Origin of the sequence: Nocardia aobensis NBRC 100429, assembly GCF_000308375.1 — a bacterium.
Classification (GTDB): domain Bacteria; phylum Actinomycetota; class Actinomycetes; order Mycobacteriales; family Mycobacteriaceae; genus Nocardia; species Nocardia aobensis.
The window spans coordinates 1-23,780 of record NZ_BAFQ01000035.1 but is presented as its reverse complement, the minus strand read 5'-3'; the positions used below and the strand labels follow the sequence as shown (position 1 = coordinate 23,780).

Annotated in this window: 19 protein-coding genes; 6 read left to right on the top strand and 13 right to left on the bottom strand. The window is 68.9% G+C overall.

Features of this window, described 5'->3' with window-relative positions:
- The 6 genes from RJ03_RS04035 to RJ03_RS04010 all read right to left on the bottom strand — a co-directional run bounded on the left by RJ03_RS04035 (nt 1) and on the right by RJ03_RS04010 (nt 12,589).
- Nucleotides 1–4,395 carry a non-ribosomal peptide synthetase gene (locus RJ03_RS04035; protein WP_245552176.1) on the bottom strand — a complete coding sequence of 1,465 codons (4,395 nt, stop codon included), beginning with the start codon at nt 4,393–4,395 and terminating at the stop codon, nt 1–3.
- Nucleotides 4,392–6,089, bottom strand: coding sequence for a condensation domain-containing protein (locus tag RJ03_RS04030; protein ID WP_036498186.1), 1,698 nt, complete (start codon nt 6,087–6,089; stop codon nt 4,392–4,394). Before RJ03_RS04030 ends, RJ03_RS04035 begins: the two co-directional genes overlap by 4 nt.
- 13 nt (nt 6,090–6,102) lie before the next feature.
- Nucleotides 6,103–7,104, bottom strand: coding sequence for an ABC transporter substrate-binding protein (locus RJ03_RS04025; protein WP_051024280.1), 1,002 nt, complete (start codon nt 7,102–7,104; stop codon nt 6,103–6,105).
- Nucleotides 7,105–7,170: 66 nt separating this feature from the next.
- Complete coding sequence (locus tag RJ03_RS04020; protein ID WP_051024278.1) at nt 7,171–10,305, bottom strand: non-ribosomal peptide synthetase; 3,135 nt, start codon at nt 10,303–10,305, stop codon at nt 7,171–7,173.
- The gene (locus RJ03_RS04015) at nt 10,302–11,243 is read right to left on the bottom strand and encodes a methionyl-tRNA formyltransferase (protein ID WP_036498184.1); all 942 of its coding nucleotides are present in this window, start codon (nt 11,241–11,243) and stop codon (nt 10,302–10,304) included. The genes RJ03_RS04020 and RJ03_RS04015 overlap by 4 nt, the downstream gene beginning before the upstream one ends.
- 56 nt (nt 11,244–11,299) lie before the next feature.
- Nucleotides 11,300–12,589, bottom strand: a complete 1,290-nt coding sequence (locus RJ03_RS04010; protein WP_036498182.1) for a SidA/IucD/PvdA family monooxygenase — start codon at nt 12,587–12,589, stop codon at nt 11,300–11,302.
- Nucleotides 12,590–12,805: 216 nt separating this feature from the next.
- On the opposite strand from RJ03_RS04010, the gene RJ03_RS04005 reads away from it, so the two are divergent.
- A complete protein-coding gene (locus RJ03_RS04005) occupies nt 12,806–13,270 on the top strand; it encodes an MTB12 C-terminal domain-containing protein (protein ID WP_036498181.1) in 465 nt (154 codons plus the stop codon).
- Between the two features lie 55 nt (nt 13,271–13,325).
- Here the strand turns inward: RJ03_RS04005 and RJ03_RS04000 are convergent, their stop codons facing one another.
- On the bottom strand, nt 13,326–13,913 hold the full coding sequence (locus RJ03_RS04000; RefSeq protein ID WP_051024276.1) for a DUF8817 family protein: 588 nt from the start codon (nt 13,911–13,913) through the stop codon (nt 13,326–13,328).
- Between the two features lie 50 nt (nt 13,914–13,963).
- Between RJ03_RS04000 and RJ03_RS03995 the strand changes: the two genes are divergently transcribed.
- The 5 genes from RJ03_RS03995 to RJ03_RS03975 all read left to right on the top strand — a co-directional run bounded on the left by RJ03_RS03995 (nt 13,964) and on the right by RJ03_RS03975 (nt 20,105).
- Entirely contained in the window at nt 13,964–14,542 is a 579-nt protein-coding gene (locus RJ03_RS03995) for a PadR family transcriptional regulator (RefSeq protein ID WP_036498180.1), read from the top strand.
- Nucleotides 14,543–14,578: 36 nt separating this feature from the next.
- Nucleotides 14,579–15,520 carry an RluA family pseudouridine synthase gene (locus RJ03_RS03990; protein ID WP_036498178.1) on the top strand — a complete coding sequence of 314 codons (942 nt, stop codon included), beginning with the start codon at nt 14,579–14,581 and terminating at the stop codon, nt 15,518–15,520.
- A gap of 104 nt (nt 15,521–15,624) precedes the next feature.
- Entirely contained in the window at nt 15,625–16,383 is a 759-nt protein-coding gene (locus RJ03_RS03985; protein ID WP_036498206.1) for a CPBP family intramembrane glutamic endopeptidase, read from the top strand.
- Nucleotides 16,384–16,576: 193 nt separating this feature from the next.
- Entirely contained in the window at nt 16,577–18,607 is a 2,031-nt protein-coding gene (locus RJ03_RS34785) for a hypothetical protein (protein ID WP_051024274.1), read from the top strand.
- Nucleotides 18,608–18,800: 193 nt separating this feature from the next.
- Nucleotides 18,801–20,105 carry an acyltransferase gene (locus RJ03_RS03975; RefSeq protein WP_157163326.1) on the top strand — a complete coding sequence of 435 codons (1,305 nt, stop codon included), beginning with the start codon at nt 18,801–18,803 and terminating at the stop codon, nt 20,103–20,105.
- On the opposite strand, the gene RJ03_RS03970 is transcribed toward RJ03_RS03975, so the two are convergent.
- From RJ03_RS03970 to rpsC, 6 genes are all read right to left on the bottom strand, one after another.
- Nucleotides 20,048–21,364, bottom strand: coding sequence for a flavin-dependent oxidoreductase (locus RJ03_RS03970; protein ID WP_051024270.1), 1,317 nt, complete (start codon nt 21,362–21,364; stop codon nt 20,048–20,050). The two genes, RJ03_RS03975 and RJ03_RS03970, sit on opposite strands and share 58 nt — an antisense overlap.
- 176 nt (nt 21,365–21,540) lie before the next feature.
- Nucleotides 21,541–22,200, bottom strand: coding sequence for a YdcF family protein (locus RJ03_RS03965; protein WP_036498177.1), 660 nt, complete (start codon nt 22,198–22,200; stop codon nt 21,541–21,543).
- A 199-nt stretch (nt 22,201–22,399) separates the two neighbouring features.
- On the bottom strand, nt 22,400–22,696 hold the full coding sequence (gene rpsQ / locus RJ03_RS03960; RefSeq protein WP_036498176.1) for a 30S ribosomal protein S17: 297 nt from the start codon (nt 22,694–22,696) through the stop codon (nt 22,400–22,402).
- Nucleotides 22,693–22,932, bottom strand: coding sequence for a 50S ribosomal protein L29 (gene rpmC, locus RJ03_RS03955; protein ID WP_025347181.1), 240 nt, complete (start codon nt 22,930–22,932; stop codon nt 22,693–22,695). The genes rpsQ and rpmC overlap by 4 nt, the downstream gene beginning before the upstream one ends.
- A complete protein-coding gene (gene rplP / locus RJ03_RS03950; RefSeq protein ID WP_030513364.1) occupies nt 22,932–23,348 on the bottom strand; it encodes a 50S ribosomal protein L16 in 417 nt (138 codons plus the stop codon). The genes rpmC and rplP overlap by 1 nt, the downstream gene beginning before the upstream one ends.
- Nucleotides 23,349–23,351: 3 nt before the next feature.
- Nucleotides 23,352–23,780, bottom strand: a 429-nt coding sequence (gene rpsC, locus RJ03_RS03945; RefSeq protein ID WP_036498174.1) for a 30S ribosomal protein S3, incomplete at its 5' end; no start/stop codon positions are given.

The following is a 23,780-nucleotide window of genomic DNA, read 5'->3' as shown; positions in this document are numbered from 1 at the left end:
TCACCCTGCCTGTCGCTGTGCACCGAATTCGGACATTCCGGCGGCGAAATCACACAGTATGGTGCGCCAGCGCTCGGCTCGCGCGTCGGCCCCGGCCTCGTCCAGCACCGCCGAGTTCACGTCGATGTGCGCGACCAGAACCGGACGCGCCTCCTTCGACACCACCGCGGTGTTGAGGTCGATGGTGAAGCGCAGCGGCAAATCCGGATGTCCGGACGCACCGAATTCGGCGGTGAGCTCCGGCAACGGCACCGGCGTCCACGGGCCGCTGCCTAACTGCAGCACGTCGAAGCGGCCCAGGTGGTTGAGGCGAATCTGCCCGCGCGCGTGCGGGGTTCGATCGTGGACCGGCGCCCGGCCGGTCGCCGGCGTCCAGGTCTCGAGTTCGGCCGCCGGCACCAACGCCGTCTCCTCGACGGTGAACCAGCCGACGCGGCGGGTGTCGTCTCCGGGGTCGCGGCCGTGCGATTCGCGGGTCACCGCGATGCGACCGGTGGCGTCGGCGGTGTCGGCGACCAGTCGCGCGCACGCGGCCAGCAACAGATCGTCCAGGGGCACATCGGTGTCCGCGCACCGGGCGAGCAGCGCCTCGGTGTCGTCGGGGCCCAGTTCGACGATTCGCCGGATGGCCTTACCGGCCCGATCGCTGCGCGGATCGGTGTAGCGGCCGCCGAGCGGTGTGCCCAGCGTCGGCGAAATGCCGGACCGGGCGCCGTCGGGGCCGGAATCCGAAACCCGTTCGGCCCCGGTCTCGTTCACCGCGCCATCGCCCTGTTCGAGTCGGCGCAGATCGTCCACGAGAATCAGCCAGGACACCACGTCCACCGCCAGATGGTGGATCGACAGCACCAGTCGCGGCCGGTCGCCGGGCAACAAGGTCGCGGCCACCATCCGGCCGGCGTCCGGATCCAGCCGTTGCACGGTCGCCGCCAGATGATCTGCCGCACTCCGGCTTTCGTCCGGCGCCGCGACGGCGAACGATGCGGCCGCGCTCGAGCGGTCCTGCGCGATCAGGACCGGCCGCCCGTCGTCACCGAACTCCAGGCGAGACCGGAGGGTGGGATGGGCGGTGGCCAAGTCCTCGAGCCGTCGCACGATCGCCTCGGGCGTGATCTCCGGATCGAGCGAGATCACCTGGGTTTGGGCGAGGAAGCGATAGTCGCCGTAGCCGAGGATCTCGTGCGCAAGGGCGGTGAGCGGTAGTACGGTTCCCGCCGGTGTCACCTCGGCATCGGCCTGGGCGTCTTCGGACGGTTCGTCCAGACGCTCGGCGAGATCGCGAAGATCAGCCGCCGCCAGCACTTCTCGGGCCGAGACGCGGTAGCCGGCGCCGCGCAGCCGCGACACCAGATCGATCACGCCGATACTGTCGATCCCCAGGTCCACCAGGCTGTCCAGGATGCCGATCCGCGCCCCTGCGCCCATCGCCTCGATCAGCGCCAGCAGGGTGCGTTCGGTCTCGGTGCGCGGTTCGGCGCGGGCGCCGGTGCCGTCCGGGCGGGCCAGCAGTTCGGTCGCGACGTGCACATCGAGTTTGTCGTTGCGGTTCAACGGAATCTCGTCGACGAACACGATGCGGGTGGGGACCAGGAACTGCGGCAGCCGCCGGGCCAGATCGGAACGCAGCCGTGCGACGGTGCCGTCACCGACCACCAGCGCGCCCAGCCGGGTCCGTCCGTTCTCGGTGAAGGCCAGTGCCGCCGCGTGGCGGACGCCGTCGAGTTCCCGCAACACCACACTGACCTCGTCAGGTTCGACGCGGTACCCGTTGATCTTCACCTGCCGGTCGACGCGGCCCTCGTAGACGACGGTCCCGTCGTCGGCTCGGCGCACGAGATCACCGGTGCGATACCGCCTTTCGCCGTCCTCGCCCGCGACGAAGGCGGCCGCGGTGGTGGCGGGCCGCCCCAGATAGCCGAGCGCGAGTTGCGGCCCGGAAAGGTAGAGCTCGCCCTGCCCGCCGGGCGGCACCGGTCGCAACCGGTGATCGAGCACTTCGGCCGTCATCGCGTCGAACGGACGGCCGATGGTGGGCGCGGCATGGTCGTGCACATCGGCCATCAGCGCCTCGACGGTCGCCTCGGTCGGGCCGTAGAAGTTGATGACCCGGGTGGTCGCCAAGCCCTGCAGGCGCCGCCAGGTGTCCGGGCTGATCGCCTCGCCGCCGAGCGCGAGCACGGCCAGCGGACAGCGCTCGGCGCCGGACGCGGGATCGGTGCGGAACAGTCCGGCGGCGATCAGCCGGTTCAGCATGGACGGCGACGTGTCGAAGATGTCGATCCCGAATTCGCCGATGGCGCCGACGATGCGCTCGGCATCGGTGCGCACCTCGTCACCCAGCAGGACCACGGTATGGCCGCTCAGCAGGGCGACCGTGGGCTGCCACGCGGCATCGAATCCGGTGGACCAGCCGTGCCCGATGCGCAGCGTGCGCCCGGTGGCGGCGGCGATCGGCGCGAAGATCCGCCGCTCGTGATTGCCCCAGTGGTTGAGCAGCGCGCGATGCGATACCGCGACGCCCTTGGGCCTGCCGGTCGTGCCCGAGGTGAACACCACGTAGCACGGTGCGTCCGAATACCGTTGCGCCACAGCGTTTGCCGCGGGATCGACCACATCGGCGACCGGGAACCGGAGGCGGCCGTCGCCGTCGGTGATGCCGTGGCGGCAGTCCACGCCCTGGGCGCGGACCTCGGCCAGGACGTCGGCGCGGTCCGCGTCGGCGAGCACGATGCGTGCACCGCTGGTGCTCAGCAGATAGGCCACGCGGTCCGCCGGTGTGGCCGGATCGACGTGCACGCAGGTGGCACCGGCCAGACCGACGGCGAAGGGGGCGTGCAGGACCCGGCGGTCGCGGGGCAGCATGACCGCCACCGCGTCACCGGAACCGATCCCCGCCGCACCCAGCTCGGCGGCCAATGTGCGTACCGCCGAACCGAATTCGGTGAAGCTGTGCTCGCCCGCCGCGTCGACGACCGCGATCCGATCGGCGGCCGCAGCGGCAGCGTCGAGCAACGCCTCGGGAACCGTCCCGGCGCGTACGGTGGAAACCTCGGAAACCGTTGCGCCACTCGCACAACCGGGTGTCAATGCCGCCGACTCGTCGTCGAGCAGCACGTCGACCGCACTACACTGCCGCGCGCTGACGATCCGGGTGGCGACGGCGAGCAACCGGCGGGCCATTCGGTCGGGGTCGAAGGTGGTGAGCAGGTCGGGGCGGGTTTCGACGCGGCAGATCAGCTCGCCGTGTTCCAGTACCGGCACGACGGCGATCGGATAGTGGCTCGGTGAATCGACGCGGCGGGCGGTCATGGTGGCGCCGCCGCCCATCGGCATTCGCGGTGCGACCGCGCCGACCGGTGAGTTCTCGAAGACGAGCAGGCTGTCGAACAACTGCCCGGCGCCGGCGTGGCGGGTGATCTCCGCGATGCCCAGATATTCGTGCGCCCGCAACTGCGCCACCGAGCGCTGCAGTTCGGCGCCGACCTGGGCGGGCGCGCGTTCGTCCATCCGCACCCGCACCGGAATGGTGGTGACCAGCGCGCCGACCAGGCGCTCCGCATTCGGCAGCGAGGCGTCGCGACCCGAGGTGGTCTGGCCGAAGACCACGTCGTCGCGGCCGGTCAGCCCGGAAAGAATACGCGCCCAGGCCATTTGGAGCACGGTGTTCAGCGTGAGGCCGTTGCTCCGTGCCCAGGTGAGGAGCAGGTCGGTGCCCGCCGCGTCCACGCGCGCCTCGCCCACGACGGGCAGGTCGAGATCCGCCGGAGCCGGCGGCCCGAGCATCGGCATCGGCGCCAGATCCGCCAGTGCCGCGGCCCACGCCCGCGCCGAGGCCTCGGTGTCGCGGCTCGCCAGCCAGGCCGCGTGTTCCCGCAACGGCGGAGCGGGGGGCAGCGCCGCGCCCTCCCCACGGTGCAGGGCGATCAGATCGGAGAACAGCAGCGGAATCGACCAGCCGTCGACGACGATATGGTGCGCGGTGCACACCACTTCGTACTCGCGCTCGCCGACCCGCGCCGCGACGACCCGGAACAGCGGGCCGCGGTCCAGGTCGAGCCGCCGGCGCGCTTCCTGCCAGTAGAGCTCCCGCGCCGCCGCCTCGGGGTCGGGGGCCGAGCGCAGATCCACCTCGCGCCAGCCGATCCGGCCTTCCGAGGTGATGACCAGCACCGGATGCGGCACATCCTCGGCCAGTACCGCCGCGCCCAGATGCGGATAGCGCCGCAGGACGCCGTCGAAGGCCGCGCGCAGTGCCGCCGGATCGGCCAGATTCTCCACGCGCACCGCGAAGGTGACGAGATAGGGGTCGATGCCCTGCGCCATCGAACTGACCGAATACAGCCCGCGCTGCAGTGGCGACAGCGCGACGACGTCGAGAATCTCCACCTCGCTCACCGTGCGGCGAACTTCTTGCCGAGTGCGGCCAGGGCGGCCGGATCCAGACCGGAAGCGCTCATCGGCGCGACGGGGGCGGTCTGTTCGGCGGCCGGGGCCGCCTCGGCCTCGGTCAGCTGTGCGGCCATTTCGTGCACAGCCGGGAATTCGAACACCTTCTGCACGTCCAGCGCATAGCCTCGCTCACCGAGCAGGGTGACCATGCGCAGCGCGGCGATGCTGTCACCGCCCAGGGAGAAGAAGGTGTCGGCGCGGCCGACCTCGTCGTCCGCGTCCAGTTCGAGCACCTCGCGAATGGTGTCGGCGATCAACCGTTCGGCATCGGTACCGGGCTCTCCACCGAGGCCGGTGCCACCGGAATACGCCGCGTTCCGTTCGAACACCACCGGAAGCTCCACATCGTGCAGCGGATTCTCCGAGGCCGCAGCACAATTCAGCAGCCATCGCTCGATTCCGCCTGCGATCGCGTCGAATTCGGCACTCCCGGCGAATGCCGCCGGGAATTCGAGGGTCACCACCACCTCCTCGGCTCCGGTGACGACATCGGCGACGACATCCACGCCGTGCGGCCGCGCCACCCGCCGGGCGATCTCGCGCGCATTCGCGCCGGTCACCTCGGTTCGGTTGATGACCAGAGCCTGGAAGGGCGCACCGGCGGCGACGGCGGCGGCGCCGCGCAGCTGATGCGTGATCCGCTCGATCCGGGCCGCGGCATGGGCGCGGGCGGGCACCGCGAGCTCCGCGACCTGCGCCAGCAGTGCTCGTGGGGTGGCCGCCGCGGCGGTGTCGACGCGCAGCACCAGATGGTTGGCGTAGGCGCCGAGCGCCGAATCCTGCTGTGCGCCGGTGCGTCCCGCGTCGGCGATGCCGATCGGCACGTCATCCCCGAGACCCGCCGCGCCCAGCACCGCGGCCAGCGCGGCGACCACCGCCAGTTCGACGTCGTGGTCGCCGAAGGCAGCCGCCGGGATCCGCAGGGTGCGCGTCGCGGCGGCCGGTCCCGATTTCGCACCGGAGTCAGCGGCCACCGCCACGGTCGCCCGCTCCGGCAGATCGGCCAGCCGATCCAGCCAGTATCCGAGGTGGGGATCGGCGGCGGCGTCGCCGACCAGCGACTTCATCTGTGCCATCGCGTAGCCCCGGTACTGCGTCACGGGCTCGGCGACCGTCCCCTCGACCAGTTCCGCGACCAGCAGTTCGAGACTGCGATCGTCGGCGGCCACCGGATGAGCGGTGAGGGACAGGATGTCTCGATCGGGCGTGCGGTGCAGTCTGATCCGGATCGGCAGCTCGCGCACCGGATCGATGCGGTGCGCGGCGTCGGAGCGCAGCGCGGCGTCGAGGTCCGCGGTGGCGGTCTCGACCGTCTCGACCACCGTCTCGGGCGCGTCGACGACACGCTGGTAGGGAATCCGGCGATCGTCCGGAAAGACCGTGCGCAGGATGTCGTGCCGGTTCACCGCGGCGACCGCGGCCCGGTCCAGATCGGCCGGACCGAGGTCACCGGTGATCTCCAGGGCGAGAAAGAGATTCGTCGCCGCGACGCCGCGTAGTCGTTCCGGCAGCAGGGCGGCCTGCTGGGCCGGGGACAACGGGATGCCCCGCCCGCCCGTTCGCGACTCCGTCCCGGCCGCAGCGGTTTTCGGAGCAGACGTGGCCGGCGCGCTCGTATTCGGCACGGGCGAATCAGACATGGGTAATCAGTCCTTACTTGCCGACGGTCGCGAATGTCGGTTCGAGCTTGTCCAGCAGATACGGCACCGACAGTGCGGTCGGCTGGTTGATGGCGTTGATCGTGATCATGTCCACGAACGAGATGCCGCCCTGGCGCACCGACGGCAGATCCGCGTAGCCGGGCAGCTGGGTGAACTTCTCCTGCAGGCCCGGCGCCGCGCCGCACACCAGCAGATCGGAGGTGAGATCGCCGAGCCGTTCCGGCGAGAGCGCCAGCCGTCCGCCCGAGGGGGCCTCGGCGACCAGTTTCGCAGGCATCGTCATCCCCAGCCGCGTGAACACCTGCGCGGAACCGTCTTTCGGATCCGCCAGCACCATCAGCTGGGTGGGGGTGGTGAGCATGCAGGTGAGGAAGGTCTTGCCCTTCAGGCCCGGATGTTTCGCGGCGACCGCGTCGATCCTGCCGTGCACATCGGCGACCACCTTCTCGGCCTGGTCCTGCTTGTGCAATGCCTTGCCGAGGGCCTGAACCTGGTCCTCCCACGGATCGATCTGCGCCGAGGACAGCGGCCCGATGGTCGGGGCCAGCTTGGACAGCTTGTCGTACATGGCCTTGTCCATCATGTAACCCGGCGCCACGATGAGATCGGGCTCGAGCGCCGCGATCTGCTCGACGACATCGCCGCCCATGTTCAGGGCCTTGGACTGTTGCGGCAGCGACGGCGGCAGCCACGGCACGGTCATCCCGGCCCCGGCGCCGGGCACCAGATAGCCGACCGGGGTGACCCCGAGCGAGACGGCCGCGTCCAGCCAGGCCGGGCCGAGGGTCACCACACGCTTGGGCGTGCCGTCGACGGTGGTGGTGCCCATGCTGTGCTCGATCGTCACGGCCCCACCGGAATCGGCGTCGTCCGAACCGGATCCACAGGCGGCCACGGCCGTCACCAGACCCAGGATCAGCGCCAGCATCGTGGATCGCAGCACCGCGCCGCGTGCGCGCATGCCGCGGCGCGCGGATGTTCGACCTGGGTTCATTGCACAGCTCCTTGTACTTCGCTCCGGGCGACTCGCGATCCCGGCCTCTCGAAATCGTAGCTTAGGCTAAGCTAACACTGTCGTCGATGCCTCGACCCGGGCCGCCAATCCGGCCACGGTCGGAGTCTCGAACAGTGCGCGCACACCGATCCGCACGCCGAATTCGGCTCGGATCCAGGCCAGCAGCCGCACTGCCAGCAGGGAATGACCACCGAGTTCGAAGAACGAATCCTCGGCGCCGATCCGCTCACGGCCGAACATCCGCCCGAACAACTCCGCGATCCGCGTCTCCACCGCGGTATTGGGCTCCCGATACAACTCCACCGGCGACCGCTGTGGCGGCGGCAGGGCGCGGCGGTCGAGTTTTCCGTGTTCGGTCAGCGGAATCTCGTCGATGATCGCGAAGGCGCCCGGAACCATGTACGGCGGCAGGACCGCCGCGGCGTGTGCGCGCACCGCCTCCACATCCACTGCGGCGCTGACGTTCTCGCGGCGCGCGGGCACGAGGTAGGCGGCGAGTACCGTGCCGAGCGTCTCGTCGGCCACCGCGGCGGCCACGCAGTGCGCGACGTCCGGATGAGCGGCGACGGCGGCCTGCACCTCGGCGAGTTCGATGCGGTAGCCGCGCACCTTGACCTGTTCGTCGGCGCGGCCCAGGAATTCGAGTTCACCGTGGCCGTTGCGGCGCGCCAGATCTCCGGTGCGATAGAGCCGCTGCCCGGGCGCGAACGGGTCGGCCACGAAACGTTCGGCCGTGGCGGCGGCCCGCCCGAGATAGCCGCGCGCCAATTGCGCTCCCCCGAGGTAGATTTCGCCCACCACGCCGGTCGGCACCAGTTGCAGCCGCTCGTCCAGCAGATAGAGATGGACATTGCGGTTGGGGCGGCCGATGGGCACGATCCCGGTTCCCTGCGGGCCCTCCACGGTGAGGTGGGTGGCCGAGACGACCGCCTCGGTGGGCCCGTAATGGTTGCGGAGTTCGGCCTCGAAGATGCCGGCGAACCGGTCGGCGACCTCACCGTAGAGCGCCTCACCGCCGACCGGCACATGGCGCAGCGCGCGCCACTGGCTCACCTCCGGCAGCATCAGCAGGGTACTGAGCATGGACGGCACCATATGCAGCACGGTCACGCCGCAGCGTGAAATCAGTTCCGCCACATGGGGTATGTCGTCGAAGGCGTCCACCTTCGGAATCACCAGGCCGGCACCGAGGGTGAGCGTCACGAAGATGTCGAGCAGCGAGGCGTCGAAACCGATCGACGAGGATTGCAGCAGCCGATCCTGCGCGCCCACACCCCACTGCGCACAGAATCCCACGACGTGTTCGGCGATCGCGGCGTGGGGGACGGCGACCCCCTTCGGCGTTCCGGTGGAGCCGGAGGTGTAGATGACGTAGGCGAGATTGCCGGGCCGCAGCGGGCGTACTCGGTCGCTGTCGCGCGGATCGTGCTGCGGCGATGTGCGGGCGGCCGCTTCGGCGGCGCCCAGATCACCGGCATCCAGAACCAGCGCCGGCCGCGCATCGGCGAGCAGGAATTCCACCCGATCCGCCGGATAGGCCGGATCGATCGGCAGATAGGCCGCGCCGGCCTTCAACACCGCGACGACGGCGACCACGAACTCCACCGAGGTATTCAGCCGCAGCGCCACCACGTCCTCGGTGCCGATTCCCTGACGAATCAGGTGATGCGCCAGGCGATTCGCGCGCCGGTCGAGGTGGTCGTAGCTCAGTTCGCGATCTCCGTCGCGGGCGTCGACGAGTGCGACCGCCTCGGGATTCGCCGCCACCTGCCGCTCGAACAGATCGACCAGCGTGGTGGGAGCGACGGCGACGAGTTCGCCGTGCGACTGCTCCAGAATTCCCTCGCGGTCGCGGGCTCCGAAGATATCCAGCTCGCCGACGCGACGCTCGGGTTCGGCGATCGCCACCGCGAGCACCCGCACATAGTGGGCGAGGAACTGTTCGACGATGCGGGCGTCGAATTCGTCTGCCTGATAGGCGATGTCGATGCGCTCGGGTACGTCGCCGGCGGTGAACACGGTGAGCGACAGCGGCATCCGCGTCGTCGGGCTGCCGACATCGACCGCCGCGGTCGCGATGCCGTCGAGAGAGAGCGTCGCGGTACGGCGGACGCCGAATCCGATGCGGGCCAGCTGCTCCAGGCCGTCGCGACCACTGCCTCGCTCGGGGTTGAGGTCGGCGACGACCTGGTCGATCGGCGTGCCGCGGTGCTCGAAAGCCGCTGCGGCGCGGTCGTTCACCGCGCGCAGGCAGTCGAGGAAGCTGTCCGCCGGGTCGACCGTCGTACGCAGGAGCAGCGTATTGCCGAAGTAGCCGATACCGGTGTCCTCGGCGTGCCGCACGGTGGCCGGTACGCAGACGAGGAAATCGGTTGCGGCGGTGTAGCGGTGGATCAGCGCGTCGAAGGCGGTGAGAAGTACGACGAACGGCGTGGTGCCCTGCCGGTGCGCGAACTCCGCTACCCGCGCGGCCACGTCGGCCGGGAGCCCGGCGCGGACGTGGCCGGTGCGCAGCGAGGGCACGGTCGCGACGACGCGGCCGGGCAGTTCCAGCGGTTGCGGCAAGGGTGACAACGCATTTCGCCAATACGTGCGATCGGCCTCGGCCACCGGGACGGGTGCGCCGTCGCGTCGGCTGCGCATTCCGCGGTCTTCGCGGGCCGCCTGCGCGGTCGCCACCGCGGCGTAGCGCTGACCGACCTCGTCGAGGAAGATCTGCCAGGAGTCGTCGTCCCACGCGATCGTGTGCACCACGAGGGTGAGGACATACCGCCGCTCACCCGTGCGAATCAGCAGGCAGCGCAACGGTGTCTCGGACGACGGATCGAAGGGGCGCCCCGCCTCGCGGCGGGTCAGCACCTCAGCTCGGCGCTCCCGACTGGCGGCGGCGAGATCGCGCAGATCGACCTCCTGCCAGGACGGCGTCGCGGCCGTACGCACCACCGCCCGCGGCTCGTCGTCCTCGTCGAGGGTGTACACCGTGCGCAGAACCTGGTGCCGCGCAACGGTTTCGGTGATCGCGTCCCGCAGCCGGGCGGCGTCCACCGCACCCTCGAGCCGGTGGACCGCACAGCAGTTGAGTGTGGTGTCCTCCGGATCGCGGTTCTGCAGGAACCAGATCCGGCGCTGCCCCGCCGACAGCTGCCCCGCCGCCGGCTGCTGCGCCGACAGCGCGGTCATCGCGGGGCGTCGGTGAGATAACCACCGCGCGCGAAGAATTCGGCACCGTCGTGCTCGGCGCCGTCGGCGGTGCGTACCCGGGTGACGACCAAGCCGAGATTGCCGCCGCGATGCGCGTCCGGCCCGCAGATCACCACGCCACCGCCCTCCTGCACGACGACGCGGCCGGGGGTTCCGCCATAGCGGGCCTGCGACAGGGTGGCGGCGGTGATCTCCACCTTCTCGCCGCGATAGTAGGAGAACGCCCGCGGATACGGCTCGGACAGCGCGCGCACGAAACGCTCGAGATCCACCGCGTCCCAATGCCAGTCGATGCGGCTGTCGCGCTCGGACCGCTTGTGGAAATAGGTGCGCTCGGTCTTGTCCTGCGGCCGCCAGACCGCGGTGCCGGATTCGATCGCGCTCAGTGCCTCCTGGAGCGCGCCCGGAATCAATTCCATTCCGGCGAGGACGAGTTCGGTTCCGGTGGCGGTCGGGCCGATCGGCAGCGAGCGCTGCACGAGGATGTCGCCGGTGTCGAGCTGTTCGTCCATTCGGTGCACGGTCAGGCCGAATTCGGATTCGCCGCTGATCAGCGCCCACAGCACGGGCGAGAATCCGGTGAACTTCGGCAGCAGCGAATCGTGCAGATTCAGCGTGCCGTGCGGCGGCATCAGATACAGCTCCGGCGGCATCCAGGTGTACCAGCTGTTGACCACGATGATGTCGGGTTCGGCGCGTTTGACCAGATCGATGGTCTCCGCATCGGCGCGCTCGGTCAGGTGGACCGGAATGCCGTGTTCGCGCGCCAGTTCCTCGACCGAATCGGACCAGATGCCCTTGTAGGCGTGTTCACTCGCGGGGTGAGTGACCGCGAGTACCACCTCGTGTTCCGAATCGATCAGGGCCTGCAGCGTTTTACGACCCCAGGTCTGATAACCGAACGACACGATACGCATGAACCGAACCTCTTCCCTCGAACTAAGGGTAGCCTAGCCTACAGTTTGCCGGGTGATCATTCCGGGCGCTGCCCGGCTCCGATCCGGGCCACCGCGGTGGCCCGGCGAACCGGCACCTCACCCAGTACCCGATCCGAAAGTTCGCCCAGGCAGCTGAGATTGGGGAAGCCTGGCCCCTGCGCCATCCCCGCGAGATTCGGCAGGTAGAGCTTGGCGTCGAGGCCGGACACCGCCAGATCGTGGCCGATGGCCGCCTCCAGCCGGGCATGGGTGACGGGACCGCCCACGGCGAGCTCCACCAGATCCGAGGCATCGGCATCGAACAGATCCAGGAACCACAGCGGCTGGCCACCGGTCGCGTCGACCACCAGATCGAAGGCGTGCATCTGATCGGGGCGCAATTCGTTGCGCAAGGTGAGCGCCACCCCCTCGCCGCGTTCGGCCACCCGCACCACGCGTCCCTGGAGATGATGAACGCGATTGTCCCCCAGCACGTTCTCCTGCACCCGCACCGAGAACACCCCGCGATCGGTGCGGCGGATGACGTCGCGGCGCTCCTGCAGGCTCAGCGCCCGCCACTTCGCCGGATCGCTGAACAGCGCATTCTCGAAATAGCTTTCGCCGCGGGTGTAGATGGTGGCCGCGGGCGAGATCACCGATACGGTGAGGACGTCGTGGCGGACCAGTTCGTCCACCGCCGACCCCGCGGTCTCGCCGCCGCCGATCACCGCCGCCCGCGAGGAGACCGGCAGCCGGCGCTTACCGGCGAGATCCCAGAAGTCCGCGATGCTCAGCACCTTCGGATGTTCGGCCAGCGCGCGCCGGCTGTCGCCCGGGCCGGTGATCATCAGCCCGTCGCAGTCGATTTCGGTCTCCACGCCGGAGCTGTCGGCTACCGCGACCAGCCAGCCGTCGGCAGCCGGGCGAATCCGGCGCACCGCGCCCAGCACCATCTCGACCTCGGCCTTGCGGGCGACCCACTGCAGATAGTTGGCCCAGACGTGGTGGTGCGGACTGGGCCGGCCCCGGTCGACCCATTCGGCATAGGTGCCGTTCTCGACCAGGAACGACGTCCAGCTGTAGGCGATCATCGCCCGGTCGATCGCGCGGTTGTGGCCGCGCGCCCAGGTGGAGTGATACGGGAAGCCGATGTCCTTTTCGGGGCTGGTGCCGAGCCGGTGCTGGCCGTCGGTCCATCCGCCGCTGGGCAGCCAATTGCCGCCCACCGCATGCGGTTCCACCACGACCACGCGCGGAGCGGGTAACCCCAGGTCCCGCAGCACCCGAGCCTTCGCCGCCACTGCCATCGCTTTCGGCCCGGCTCCGACCACGAGAAGCGTCTTCACTGGTACTCCCGTTCTGTGATTCCAGCCACCACCCAGCCGGTCGCCGGGGCGTTCAGCTGCGCAGATCCGACATATCGGGAAGAGCGGATCCGCCCGAAGTCGACTGAGTATTACCTACCTTTGCATAGGCTTACCTTATATTGCTAGGTGGTGCCAGCCCTCGCGGAACGATTGCGAGGCACGGCACTCCTGTCCCCCAACTGATCGGATACGACCATGATCAAGATCAAATCCCGTGCCGTTGCGGCGTTTTCGCTGGCCGCCGTGGTCTTCGCCGGCGGCGTCGCCTCCGTGACCCCGGCCGTCGCCGCGCCGATCGCCGCCCCTGTGCACGCCGCCGCTCCGGGCGTCGGCGAGCTGCAGAGCAAGCTGCAGTTGGTGCTCGACCCGAACGGTTCACGGTCCGCTCGCGCCAACGAGCTGGAGGCCGGCGAGGCCGGTCTGAGCCTGGTCGACCAGGTCGGCGGCGTGATGGCCTCGGTGCCCGGATTCCAATGGCAGGCCGTCGCTCCGGTGAATGTGCAGGGCGACACCCTCACCCACAACCTGCAGATCAACGTCCCCGGCTTCGATGCCATGTACATCGAGCTGAAGTGGAAGGACATCGACGGCACCTGGAAGCTGACCCGCGAATCCGAGTGCACGATCGCCTATTACGCGAACCTGCCCTGCACCGTCTAGTGCACGCAGCGGTCCCGGGCGCCCGCCGTCGTGCCCGGGACCGCCATCGCGGACGCTAGGGCAACTCGCCCGACAGCTCCGCCCGCTCCCGCCGCGCACGCTCCAGTTCCTCCGGCGTCGCGGTCGGTCCGTATCTGCGCAGGCCGACTTCCAGCACTCGCAGCGCCGCCGCGTCGTCGTTCTTGAAATCACGCAGTATGCGCACGTTGTCGAGCACCCGGGCGAGACCTTCGAGCTCCGCGGACCCGCCGTACTCCAGCTCGCGCGGCTCGTCCCGTTGGATCACCAGCACGTGATTGCCCGCGGGATCCACCATCGTGAAGCGGGTCTGCCCGGGCTTGAACCGCGTGATTCGCGGCATCCCCTTGGCCGGCACCGTGCCGAGCCGCGCGCGCAGCGCGGCAGAGAATTCGCCGTGACAGGCGCCGACGTCGTCGACGAGAATCAAACAGCTGAGTTCCGCGTCGACGCCGTCGGGCCGGGCGGTGAAGTGCAGTTCGTACCCGCTGCGCGTGACAGCGCCGTACACGTAGGGGCGAGTCTGCTCATAGGTGACCTCGAAACCGAGGCCGCGGTAGAAGTCGAGCACTTCGGACAGCTCGGACTTACGGCTCCACAACAACGGCACCGCACTCTCGGGCATCCCACATCCTCCCGGTATTCAAATTTGACTAGTGGAGGTTATCATCCATCGTGTCCACAGTGCGATTACTCGTCCTCGGTGTGATCCGGTTGCGGCAGCCGACATACGGCTACGCGGTTCGGCGCGAATTGCTGTCCTGGCGCGCCGACACGTGGACGAATGTGAAGCCCGGCTCGATCTACCACGCCCTCAAACAGCTCACCCACGAGGGCAAACTGCAGGCGAGCGGAACCGAGGCCAGCAGCACCGGGCCCGGCCGCACCCTCTTCGAAATGACCGAGGCCGGTGACGCCGAGTTCCGCACCCTCCTGGACGCGGCGCTGGTCAGCATCGATATGGAGGAACTCGGTGCCGGTATCGCGTTCATGGACACCCTGCCGCGATCGCATGTCATCGGTCTGCTGCGACAGCAACGCGAACGCAGTGCGCAGGTGCGAGACGAACTACTCGCCATGAAGGCCGACTACCCGCCTCGGTACGAAGCTCCGCATTCCGCCGACCTGCTCGAGCTGTGGAGCGGCACATTCGACAACCTGTCGCAGTGGACGGCCGGCGTGCTGGAACGGCTCGAGGCCGGCCGCTATCGAATGGCAGACGACCGACCGGCGGCACGGGACCACGACCTCTGATCCGGGGCACCGCGGCGCTGTCGTTAGGGTCGTTACGTGCGACGCCGGCAACAGCCGCCGCTGCCCAAGCGCCACGGACTCGATCCGGCGCGGCTGCGGTTACCCGAAGACGGAACCTGGGCGACGATTCGCGACCATCTGGTCCATCGGCTCCCCCGGGTCCCCGCCGCGCGCATCGACGAGATGCTCGCCGGCGGTGACATCGTCGACCTCGACGGTCCGATCGAGCCGGACGCGCCCTATGTCCCCGGGGGCGCGGTGTGGTTCCACCGCGATCTGCCGAACGAGACACCGGTGCCCTTCGACGTCACCGTGGTGCATCGCGACGACCATCTGCTGGTGGTCGACAAACCACACTTCCTGTCCACGATTCCGCGCGGACAGCACATCCTCGAGACCGCACTCGTCCGGTTGCGGCGCGACCTGGACCTCCCGGATCTGGTGCCGGCGCACCGGCTGGACCGGACCACGGCCGGACTGATCCTGTTCGTGGTCGATCCGGCGCGGCGCGGGGCGTATCAGACCCTGTTCCACAAGCGCCGGGTGCACAAACAGTACGAGGCGATCGCGCCCTACGATCCCGAACTGGCTCTGCCCCGCACGGTGCGCAGCCGTATCGTCAAGGAGCGCACGATCCTTCGCGCCTTCGAGGTCGAGGGCGAACCCAACGCCGAAACGCTGATCGAGCTGATCGACCACCGCGACGGCCTCGGCCGCTACCGGCTGAGCCCGCACACCGGCCGCACCCATCAGCTGCGACTGCACATGAACGGGCTCGGGGTGCCGATCCTCGGCGACGACTTCTATCCCCACCTCACCGATCGCCCCGTGGACGATTTCACCCGGCCGCTGCAACTGCTGGCCGCGCGACTCGCCTTCACCGACCCGATCAGCGGGGCCGAGCGGGTATTCGAGACCACGCGCACCCTGCGGGCATGGACCGATTACGCGGGCTGGAGCGGCGAACCGACCGGATAGCGCGAATGGTCGTTCGCCCGCGAGCCGCGACACCGGCGTCCGACGCGTCGATCGTGACCCGCCGAACACGGCACGCCCGCCCGGATGAACGTAGACTGGCGACGATGTCTCGAAACGATAACGGGGTTGCGCAGTCCTCGGCCCCGGTCGGCCCGGGGCGACGGTTACACGCTTACCTCGACGTAGCCGTCGTGGTGGCGGTGCTCGCCGGTACGAATCTCATCGCGCATTTCACCTCGCAATGGGCGAATATCGCGACCGTTCCGGCGGCCGCGGTGATTCTCGTGCTGTTGATGCGGCGACGCGGGCTCGGCTGGGCGGAATTGGGACTTTCGCCACGGCAGTGGCGACGCGGAACGCTCTATGCGCTCGGCGCGGTCGCGATTGTCGTGGGCGCGGTGGTGATCGGCGCACTGCTGCCGATTACGCGGCCGTTCTTTCTCGCGAATCGATATGCGACCCTGTCCGGGGCATTGATCGCCTCCATGATCGTCATCCCGCTGCAGACGGTGATCCCGGAGGAACTCGCCTTCCGCGGCGTCCTGCACGGCGCACTGGATCGAGCGACCGGCGCACGCGGTGTATTCATCGTCGGGTCACTGCTTTTCGGCTGCTGGCATATCGCCTCGTCACTCGGCTTGACCAGCGGGAACCGCGGTTTGAGCACACTGCTCGGCGGTGGTGTGGGCGGGCAGATCGCCGGAATCGCACTGGCCGTCCTGGCCACCGCGGCCGCCGGTGTGATTTTCACCTGGTTGCGCCGGCGCAGCGGAAGCCTGCTCGCGCCGATCGCACTGCACTGGTCGCTCAACGGGGCGGGCGCGCTCGCGGCGGCCATTGTCTGGCATACCGCGGTGCACTGAAATTCCGCTGTCGCAGCGCAATTCGGAATCGCCGGGCCGAGCAGCCCATTTGCATATTCACCCGAACTGATGTTCGGTGAAAGCGTTGACCGCGCCGATGGTCCGCGATTACTCTCTCACTTCGATCACACATATGTTCGAGTACTCGGGTAATCGACCTCGGTAGCGCGGCTGCTGCCGGGAAAGGCACGCCATGCTCGACGAGCAGTCGACCACCACGACCGCCGTCCCTCCGGCGGACTCCGCGCACCCTCCGACCCACGGCGCCGCACTCCCCTCGGCCACGCCGAAGGCCGCCCGGCGCCGGGGCGCCACCGAGCACTCCCCGCAGGCGGAGCTCGACGCGCTCGCCCGGCGGGTGGCGACCGCGCGGGACAAGCTGCCCCTGCAGGCGGACCCGGCGTTGTTCGCCGAACTGTCCGATCGGGAGATCGCCGCCGAACGCGATCTCGCCGAATGGATTCGCACCCAGCGCCGCCGGCAGCGCAAGCGCGCGGTGACGGCCCAGATGTCGGCCGAGAAGCGTGATCGCCGCGTCGCTCTCGCCCTGCGCCGGGCCGACGACGCGGACGCCCGCTGGCACCGGCGGGCCCGCGCGGCGCGCATGCGGGTGTCGAATCCCGATGCGCGCCTGGCGCAACTGTTCCGCCGCGCCGAATGGTCCTCGCGGGCACTGATCGGCGTCGTCGTCCTCGGCATGGTGTGGGCGGGGGTGAACGTCCAGCACAACCTCGTGCCCAGCGGCGACATGTCGGATCCGCTGTACTGGCTCAGTTACGGCTTCGAGGCGATGATCTCGATCCCGATCATCACCATCATGGTGGTCGCCACCACCGCCGCCCGGTGGGGCCGCGATATCGACCGCGGCAAGGTCGTCTTCCTGGAAACCGCGCTGCTCGGCGTCACCATCGCCCTCAACGCCGGCCCACATCTGGTCGCGGGCGCACCGGCGCGCGCCGCCGAGGCCGCCGTCGCCCCCGTCATGGTGGGCGTCGTGATCTGGTTGCACGCCTGGGTTTCCGCGCGCTACGCCCAGCTCATCGACGACATACCGATGGAGGACATCGACTCCGATCTGCCGCCGACCGGGTACCGCCCGAGCTACCGCGGCGACGACCTTCCGGACTGGGCGGAGGCGCGTCCACTGCCCGAATCCGCCGGGACCGCGGAATTCCCCAGTTATCCACAGCTCCCGTCGACCACTGCGCCGCAACCGGTTTCGGTGGCGGGGTGGGATGCCTCGCTGCTGCTCGCGGACGCGGTGGAAAGTCGCCGGCCCACGGTGGACGCGGCCCGGACAGCGTCCGAACCGGTGTCCGCACCGCCGCAGTCCGCCGCGCGCACCGCACCGGCCGTTCCGGTGCTGTTCGAATCACCGGTTCCGGCATCCGGCGAAGTGGGCGCGCCGACTCCCGCGGATTCGCCGACCGTCGACTCTCCCGCGACCGACTCCGCTGCGATGGCGTCGTCCCGGGATTCGGCCGCACCGTCCCCTGCACCTGCCATCGCGACCGCGGAAGACGCCGCAGACGAGGTGGTCACCGACGCGACAGCGACCGACGCCCCTACCGCCGCGACAGCGACCAATGAATCCGCCGACGCGACAATCACAGACGGCTCCGCCGACGGGGCAACCGGCAAGGCCGACGAGCCGTCGGTAAATGCCGGGGCGCCAACGGAAGTCACGGAGGCGGAGGAGCCCGTGCGCACCGATGAGCGGTCGGGATCGCACGGTGCCGGGCTCCGGATCGTCTCCGACGAACCGCGCAGGACGCGCACGCGGCGAGCGGTGGACGACGCCGTGCAGTTGGTCCTGGGCGAGCCGGTCGCCGAAGCGCCGCGACCCGTTGCGGCCGCCGCCGAACTCGACCGCACGACGCCGACGGACGAACCCGCCGACCTCACCCCCATCGAAGACACGGACGAGGCCGAATTCGCCGATATCGAATCCGTCGCTGTGGATTCCGTCGCTGTCGATGCCTTAGCTGTCGGTTCGGCGGAGGACGAGGCCGGCGAGGTAGCCATCCGGTCGGTGGCACACGAAATCCGCCGCCGCGGCCTGTCCAAGCTCTCGGTCGACCAGCTCGCCGAAATCCTCACCCTCACCGACGAATCGTGGACCCCCGCCGCGATCGGCGCCGCCATCGGCCTGCCGGGCTCCCGGATACTGGGAATACTGGAGGCGGCGCGCCGCATCAGCATGCCCGTGGCGGTCGGCGGCTGAGCGCCGATTCGCAACGCCGCTACCAGGCGGTTCAGGCGCCTCGAAGGGCCCGATAAGGAACCTCACAGGCTCGGTCGTAATCATGGAGTGCGACGACCGACTCGAGGAAGCAGATGATCGAGACCTTTCCGCGAGCGCATTCGTCGGCGACCTTGCGCGACGGACGGTGCTCCTGCCCACGGATCACGGCACGATGAGTACGGCGATTGCGACCTCGGTCCGCGGTACGCCCACCTCCGTCACGACCGAATCCGGAGAGGCCGCACAACCCCGGCCGTCGCGGCCCTATCTGCATCAGGTCAACCTGTTCCGGATCCTGACCTTCGCCAGTGTGATCGCCGTACACGTGATCGACAGATCCAGTGATCCGAACAATGTGTCGGCGAACGGGGCCATGGTGCTGCTGCACTTTCCCCGCGAGGCCTTCTTCACGCTGACCGGATTCGTGCTGATCTACCAGTACGCCGACCGGTCCTTCGACGCGCCGCATTTCTGGCGCCGCCGCTTCGCCCTCGTCGGCATCCCCTACGTCCTCTGGTCGGTGTTCTACTGGGGCTATTCGGTGGTCGCCGGTATTCATCAGGAGTCCGCGGCGGGAGCGGTACGCCGGTTGGCGGTCGAACTCGTGACCGGAGAGGCCTGGTATCAGCTGTACTTCCTGCTGGTCTCGATGCAGATCTATCTGCTCTTCCCGCTGTTGCTCCGGTTCGTCCGCTGGTCGGCCGGCCACCACCGGTGGGTGCTCGCGACGAGTGCGCTCGTCCAAGCGGGCATGCTGGGGGCGCTCACGCATCCGCCGACGCTCACCGGTATGCCGGGGCAGCTGTGGGACCACCTCTATGTGACGGTACTGCCGTACCAGTTCTACATCCTGTTCGGCGCGGTCGCCGCCTGGCATATCGGCACCGTCGACCGGGCCGTGCGCCGCTTCGGCCCGCTGCTGATCCTCGGCACTGTCCTCGTGGCGGCGGGCGCCGAGTGGTGCTATCAGCACGCCGTCGCGGGCGGAACCACGCCGTGGCAGGCCGACAACGTCTTCAACCCGTACATGGCCGTCTATTTCGTCGCGCTGATCGTCGGCCTCTACACCGTGAGTACGTGGTGGTCCTGGCTGCGTCCGAAGTACCGCGTCGTCGGCCGCATCTCGCGCTACGGCGCCGATCGCTCGTTCGCGGTCTTCCTGATGCATCCGATCGTGCTGGAACTGCTGATCCCCCTCTACCCGCGGCTGCACGACGCGGTCGGCGCCGTGGGCGCGACGGCGCTGTTGTTCGTCGCGGTCCTGGCGGTGACCCTCGCGATCGTCGGCGTGGTGCGCCACGCGCCCGGCAGTATCTACCTCACCGGCCGGCCCCGGATCGAGGGAGCCACCCCGCTCGGACGTCGATTGCGGTCGCTGGGCTCGACAGCGCCGCAGCGCGCGACGGCGTTCGAGACCGGTCACCGCGTCCCTGAGTCGTACGGACGGCCGTCGTCCGCCGAGGCACCGGCGGCATAGGTCGTGGCTTCCGCCGCGACCGCGTCCGATGCGAGGTCGACGGGAACAGCAGCACTGGCATGGCGGTACGCCTCGGCAAGGCCGGCGAGTTCGGCCGCGGTGAGCACCTCCTCGATCCGATCGAAGCCGAGCGGCGCCCGTTGCGCCACCGCGTGCAGCACCCGGTCCATCGGCATATCACGGTTCGCCAGCACGATGGCGTTGACCGCCTTCCGCCGGACCTGCTCGTAGCGCGCCAGCCCGGAGATCGGATCGGCGGCCGCCGCGAGTTCGGACGCCAGAACGCCGGCATCGAGAATGGCTTGCGAGCCGCCGTTGGAGCCGACCGGATACATCGGATGGGCGGCATCGCCCATTATCGTGACGCGTCCGGTCCCCCAGTGCGGCAACGGGTCTCGGTCGACCATCGGATACTCGAGCACTTCGGCGGCGGCGCGCAGCAAGCCGGAAACGTCGACACCGGCAAGGTGCCAACCGTCGTAGTGCGGGAGCACATCCGCCAGCCGCCCGGCGCGATTCCAGTCCGGGCTCTGCGCCGCCGTATCGGGCACGCGCACTTCGGCAACCCAGTTCACCAGCGAACTGCCCCGACGATGCGCGGCGCCGGAAATCGGGTACATGACGAATTTCGCGGCGTGGTTGGAACCCGCGACCACCATCGTCCGGCCGTCCAGGAAAGGCCGAATCTCACTGACGCCCCGCCACATTCGAATGCCGTTCCACAGCGGAGGTCCCTCGGCCGGGTGCAATTGCGCGCGGACGGCCGAATGCAGACCGTCGGCACCGATCAATACATCCGCGGTCTCCTCGACGAAGTGGCCCGCGGACCGGTCGCGGAAGCGGCAGCGCACCCCATCGGCGTCCTCGGTGAACGAGTGCAGCGCCAGCCCTTCACGCACGGCGTCCGCTCCCAGCCGGGCACGCACCAGCTCCACGAGCAACTCCTGCAATTCGCCGCGATGGACCGCATACTGCGGCCAGCGCTGACCGGCGGCCAATCCGCGTGCCTCACTCCAGATTCGATTCCCGAACCGATCCAGGTGCAGCGTTCGCGACGTCGCGATCGCGCAATCGGACAGGGCCGCACCGATTCCCAGCTCGACCAGTTCCCGCACCGCATGGGGCAAGAGATTGATCCCGACACCGAGGGGACGCAGTTCGGTCACCGCATCGAACACCACCGCGTCGATGCCCACCCGGTGCAGACAGGCCGCCGCGGTCAGCCCGGCGATCCCTGCGCCCGCGATCACAACCCGCATCACCGCTCTCCCGCCGGTAGTCGCAGCGAATCGAAATTCCCTACACCCCACACCTTCTCGTTCCTCCCGACGATGTCCGGAGGACGCGACCAATCTACCGATTCTCGGGTGTGGGCAGCCCAGTCAATCACCGTCGGTGGGTATGTCCCGATCGACGGCCTCCCGCGGCCGGCCGGTTATCCGCGCGGTGGCAGCAGACGTCCGGTGAAGCCGGCCGCCACCAGCCGCTCGTACGCGACGCGAACCGCGTCCGGAACATCCTGTTCGATCGCCCATCCCTCGGCCGCATACCGCCACACCCGTTGCGTATCCCCCACCAGCATCGTGACGACCCGCTCCGCATCGCCGATCCGCGCCACATAGTCGTCCAGCGACTCCGGCAGCGATCCGCACACCACCTCGACCTCCGGCCAGCGCTTCCGGCAGGTCGCATAACTGCGCCGCTGTTGATACGGCCGGCAGATCAGCAGAACCGACCGCACGACGCGACCTGAGTCGCGCAGCAACGCACGCGAAAGGTCGATGTTCTCAGCGGTATTCGTGGCGCGCGGCTCGACCAGGACAGCGTCGTCCGGAATCCCCTGCGCGACAGCGTGTTCCCGATAGTGAACCGCTTCCCCGTCCGGAAACTCGGCCACCGTCGTGGGCGCGTTGGCGCCACTGAACACGACCGTCGAAAAGATCCCCCGCCGAAACAACTCGACCGCATACACCGCCACCCCGATGTCGTGACTCCCCAGCCCGATCCCCACATCCACCGGCCGCACCTCATGCCCCATGAGGTTGTACTCCCACAGGGTGCGGACATCTGGTCGAATACGCTCGGGAATCCGCATCCGACGATCATACGAACGCAGCGGACACTCGCCGGCCGGTGTGGTCGTGGCAGACCCGTCGCGTACGAACGAGCTGCCGGTCCGGCGAAGCCGCAAGCGGAATGCCCGGCCTCGGATGCACGAAGGCCCGCTTCCCGGTTCGGGAAGCGGGCCTTCGTATTTCGACTACACAGCCGAGGCCGGAGAAGAAGGAGTCTTGCTACTTCGCCTTCTCCAGGACCTCCACCAGCCGCCACCGCTTGGTGGCCGACAGCGGACGGGTCTCCATCAGCTGCACGCGGTCGCCGACACCGGCGATCTCGTTCTCGTCGTGCGCCTTCACCTTCGAGGTGGTGCGGATGATCTTGCCGTAGAGCGGGTGCCGGTTACGGTCTTCCAGCTCGACGACGATCGTCTTGTTCATCTTGTCGGAGACGACGTAACCGACACGCACTTTGCGCGAGCCACGTTCGGTCTCCTTGGCCGGCGTCTTGGCCGGGCCCTTTACGTCGCTCATGCGGCGTCTCCCTTGCCTTCAGGACCGGAGGCCAAGCCGAGCTCGCGCTCACGCATGACCGTGTAGATGCGCGCGATCTCGTGACGAACCACACGCAGGCGCCGGTTGTTCTGCAACTGGCCGGTCGCCATCTGGAAGCGCAGGTTGAACAGCTCTTCCTTCGATTCACGCAGGCGGGCGACGAGCTCGTCCTCGTTGAGCTCGCGCAGGTCTGCGGCCGGAGTTCCGGTAGCCATCAGAACTGCTCCTCCCTGGTCACGATCCTGCACTTCATCGGGAGCTTGTGCATCGCGCGGCGCAGCGCCTCACGAGCGGTCTCCTCGTTCGGGTAAGACATCTCGAACATCACGCGACCCGGCTTGACGTTCGCGACCCACCACTCCGGCGAACCCTTACCGGAACCCATGCGGGTTTCGGCCGGCTTCTTGGTCAGCGGGCGATCCGGGTAGATGTTGATCCAGATCTTGCCGCCACGACGGATGTGGCGGGTCATCGCGATACGCGCCGACTCGATCTGCCGGTTGGTGACGTAGGCCGGCTCCAGAGCCTGGATGCCGAAGTCACCGAACGCCACCGAGGTGCCGCCCTTGGCCATACCGGTACGACGGGGGTGATGCTGCTTGCGGTGCTTGACCTTGCGGGGCATCAGCACGGGTCAGCCCTCCTGGTTCTCTGCCGGCGGCTCCGCCACCGCGGTGGCGGCCCGACCGGCTTCAGTGCTGGTCGCGGTGGTGCCGGACGAACCGGACCGCCGCGGACGGCTCGGCCGCTCCCGACGCTCGCGACGCTCGGGCTGCGCTGCGGCGGCGGTGACCTCACGCTTGCCGCCGACGATGTCGCCCTTGTAGATCCACACCTTCACGCCGATGCGGCCGAAGGTGGTGCGAGCCTCGTACAGGCCGTAATCGATGTCGGCGCGCAGCGTGTGCAGCGGCACCCGACCCTCGCGGTAGAACTCCGAGCGCGACATTTCGGCGCCACCGAGGCGGCCCGAGCACTGCACTCGAATGCCCTTGACGTTCGGCGAACGCATGGCCGACTGGATGGCCTTGCGCATCGCGCGACGGAACGCCACACGGTTGGA

What these genes read in the sequence shown, in the direction of transcription:
- RJ03_RS04030 (WP_036498186.1), bottom strand. Translation starts at nt 6,089, where the DNA reads ATGTCTGATTCGCCCGTGCCGAATACGAGCGCGCCGGCCACGTCTGCT.
- RJ03_RS04025 (WP_051024280.1), bottom strand. Translation starts at nt 7,104, where the DNA reads ATGAACCCAGGTCGAACATCCGCGCGCCGCGGCATGCGCGCACGCGGC.
- RJ03_RS04020 (WP_051024278.1), bottom strand. Translation starts at nt 10,305, where the DNA reads ATGACCGCGCTGTCGGCGCAGCAGCCGGCGGCGGGGCAGCTGTCGGCG.
- RJ03_RS04015 (WP_036498184.1), bottom strand. Translation starts at nt 11,243, where the DNA reads ATGCGTATCGTGTCGTTCGGTTATCAGACCTGGGGTCGTAAAACGCTG.
- RJ03_RS04005 (WP_036498181.1), top strand. Translation starts at nt 12,806, where the DNA reads ATGATCAAGATCAAATCCCGTGCCGTTGCGGCGTTTTCGCTGGCCGCC.
- RJ03_RS04000 (WP_051024276.1), bottom strand. Translation starts at nt 13,913, where the DNA reads ATGCCCGAGAGTGCGGTGCCGTTGTTGTGGAGCCGTAAGTCCGAGCTG.
- RJ03_RS03985 (WP_036498206.1), top strand. Translation starts at nt 15,625, where the DNA reads ATGTCTCGAAACGATAACGGGGTTGCGCAGTCCTCGGCCCCGGTCGGC.
- RJ03_RS34785 (WP_051024274.1), top strand. Translation starts at nt 16,577, where the DNA reads ATGCTCGACGAGCAGTCGACCACCACGACCGCCGTCCCTCCGGCGGAC.
- RJ03_RS03975 (WP_157163326.1), top strand. Translation starts at nt 18,801, where the DNA reads ATGAGTACGGCGATTGCGACCTCGGTCCGCGGTACGCCCACCTCCGTC.
- RJ03_RS03970 (WP_051024270.1), bottom strand. Translation starts at nt 21,364, where the DNA reads ATGCGGGTTGTGATCGCGGGCGCAGGGATCGCCGGGCTGACCGCGGCG.
- RJ03_RS03965 (WP_036498177.1), bottom strand. Translation starts at nt 22,200, where the DNA reads ATGCGGATTCCCGAGCGTATTCGACCAGATGTCCGCACCCTGTGGGAG.
- rpsQ (WP_036498176.1), bottom strand. Translation starts at nt 22,696, where the DNA reads ATGAGCGACGTAAAGGGCCCGGCCAAGACGCCGGCCAAGGAGACCGAA.
- rpmC (WP_025347181.1), bottom strand. Translation starts at nt 22,932, where the DNA reads ATGGCTACCGGAACTCCGGCCGCAGACCTGCGCGAGCTCAACGAGGAC.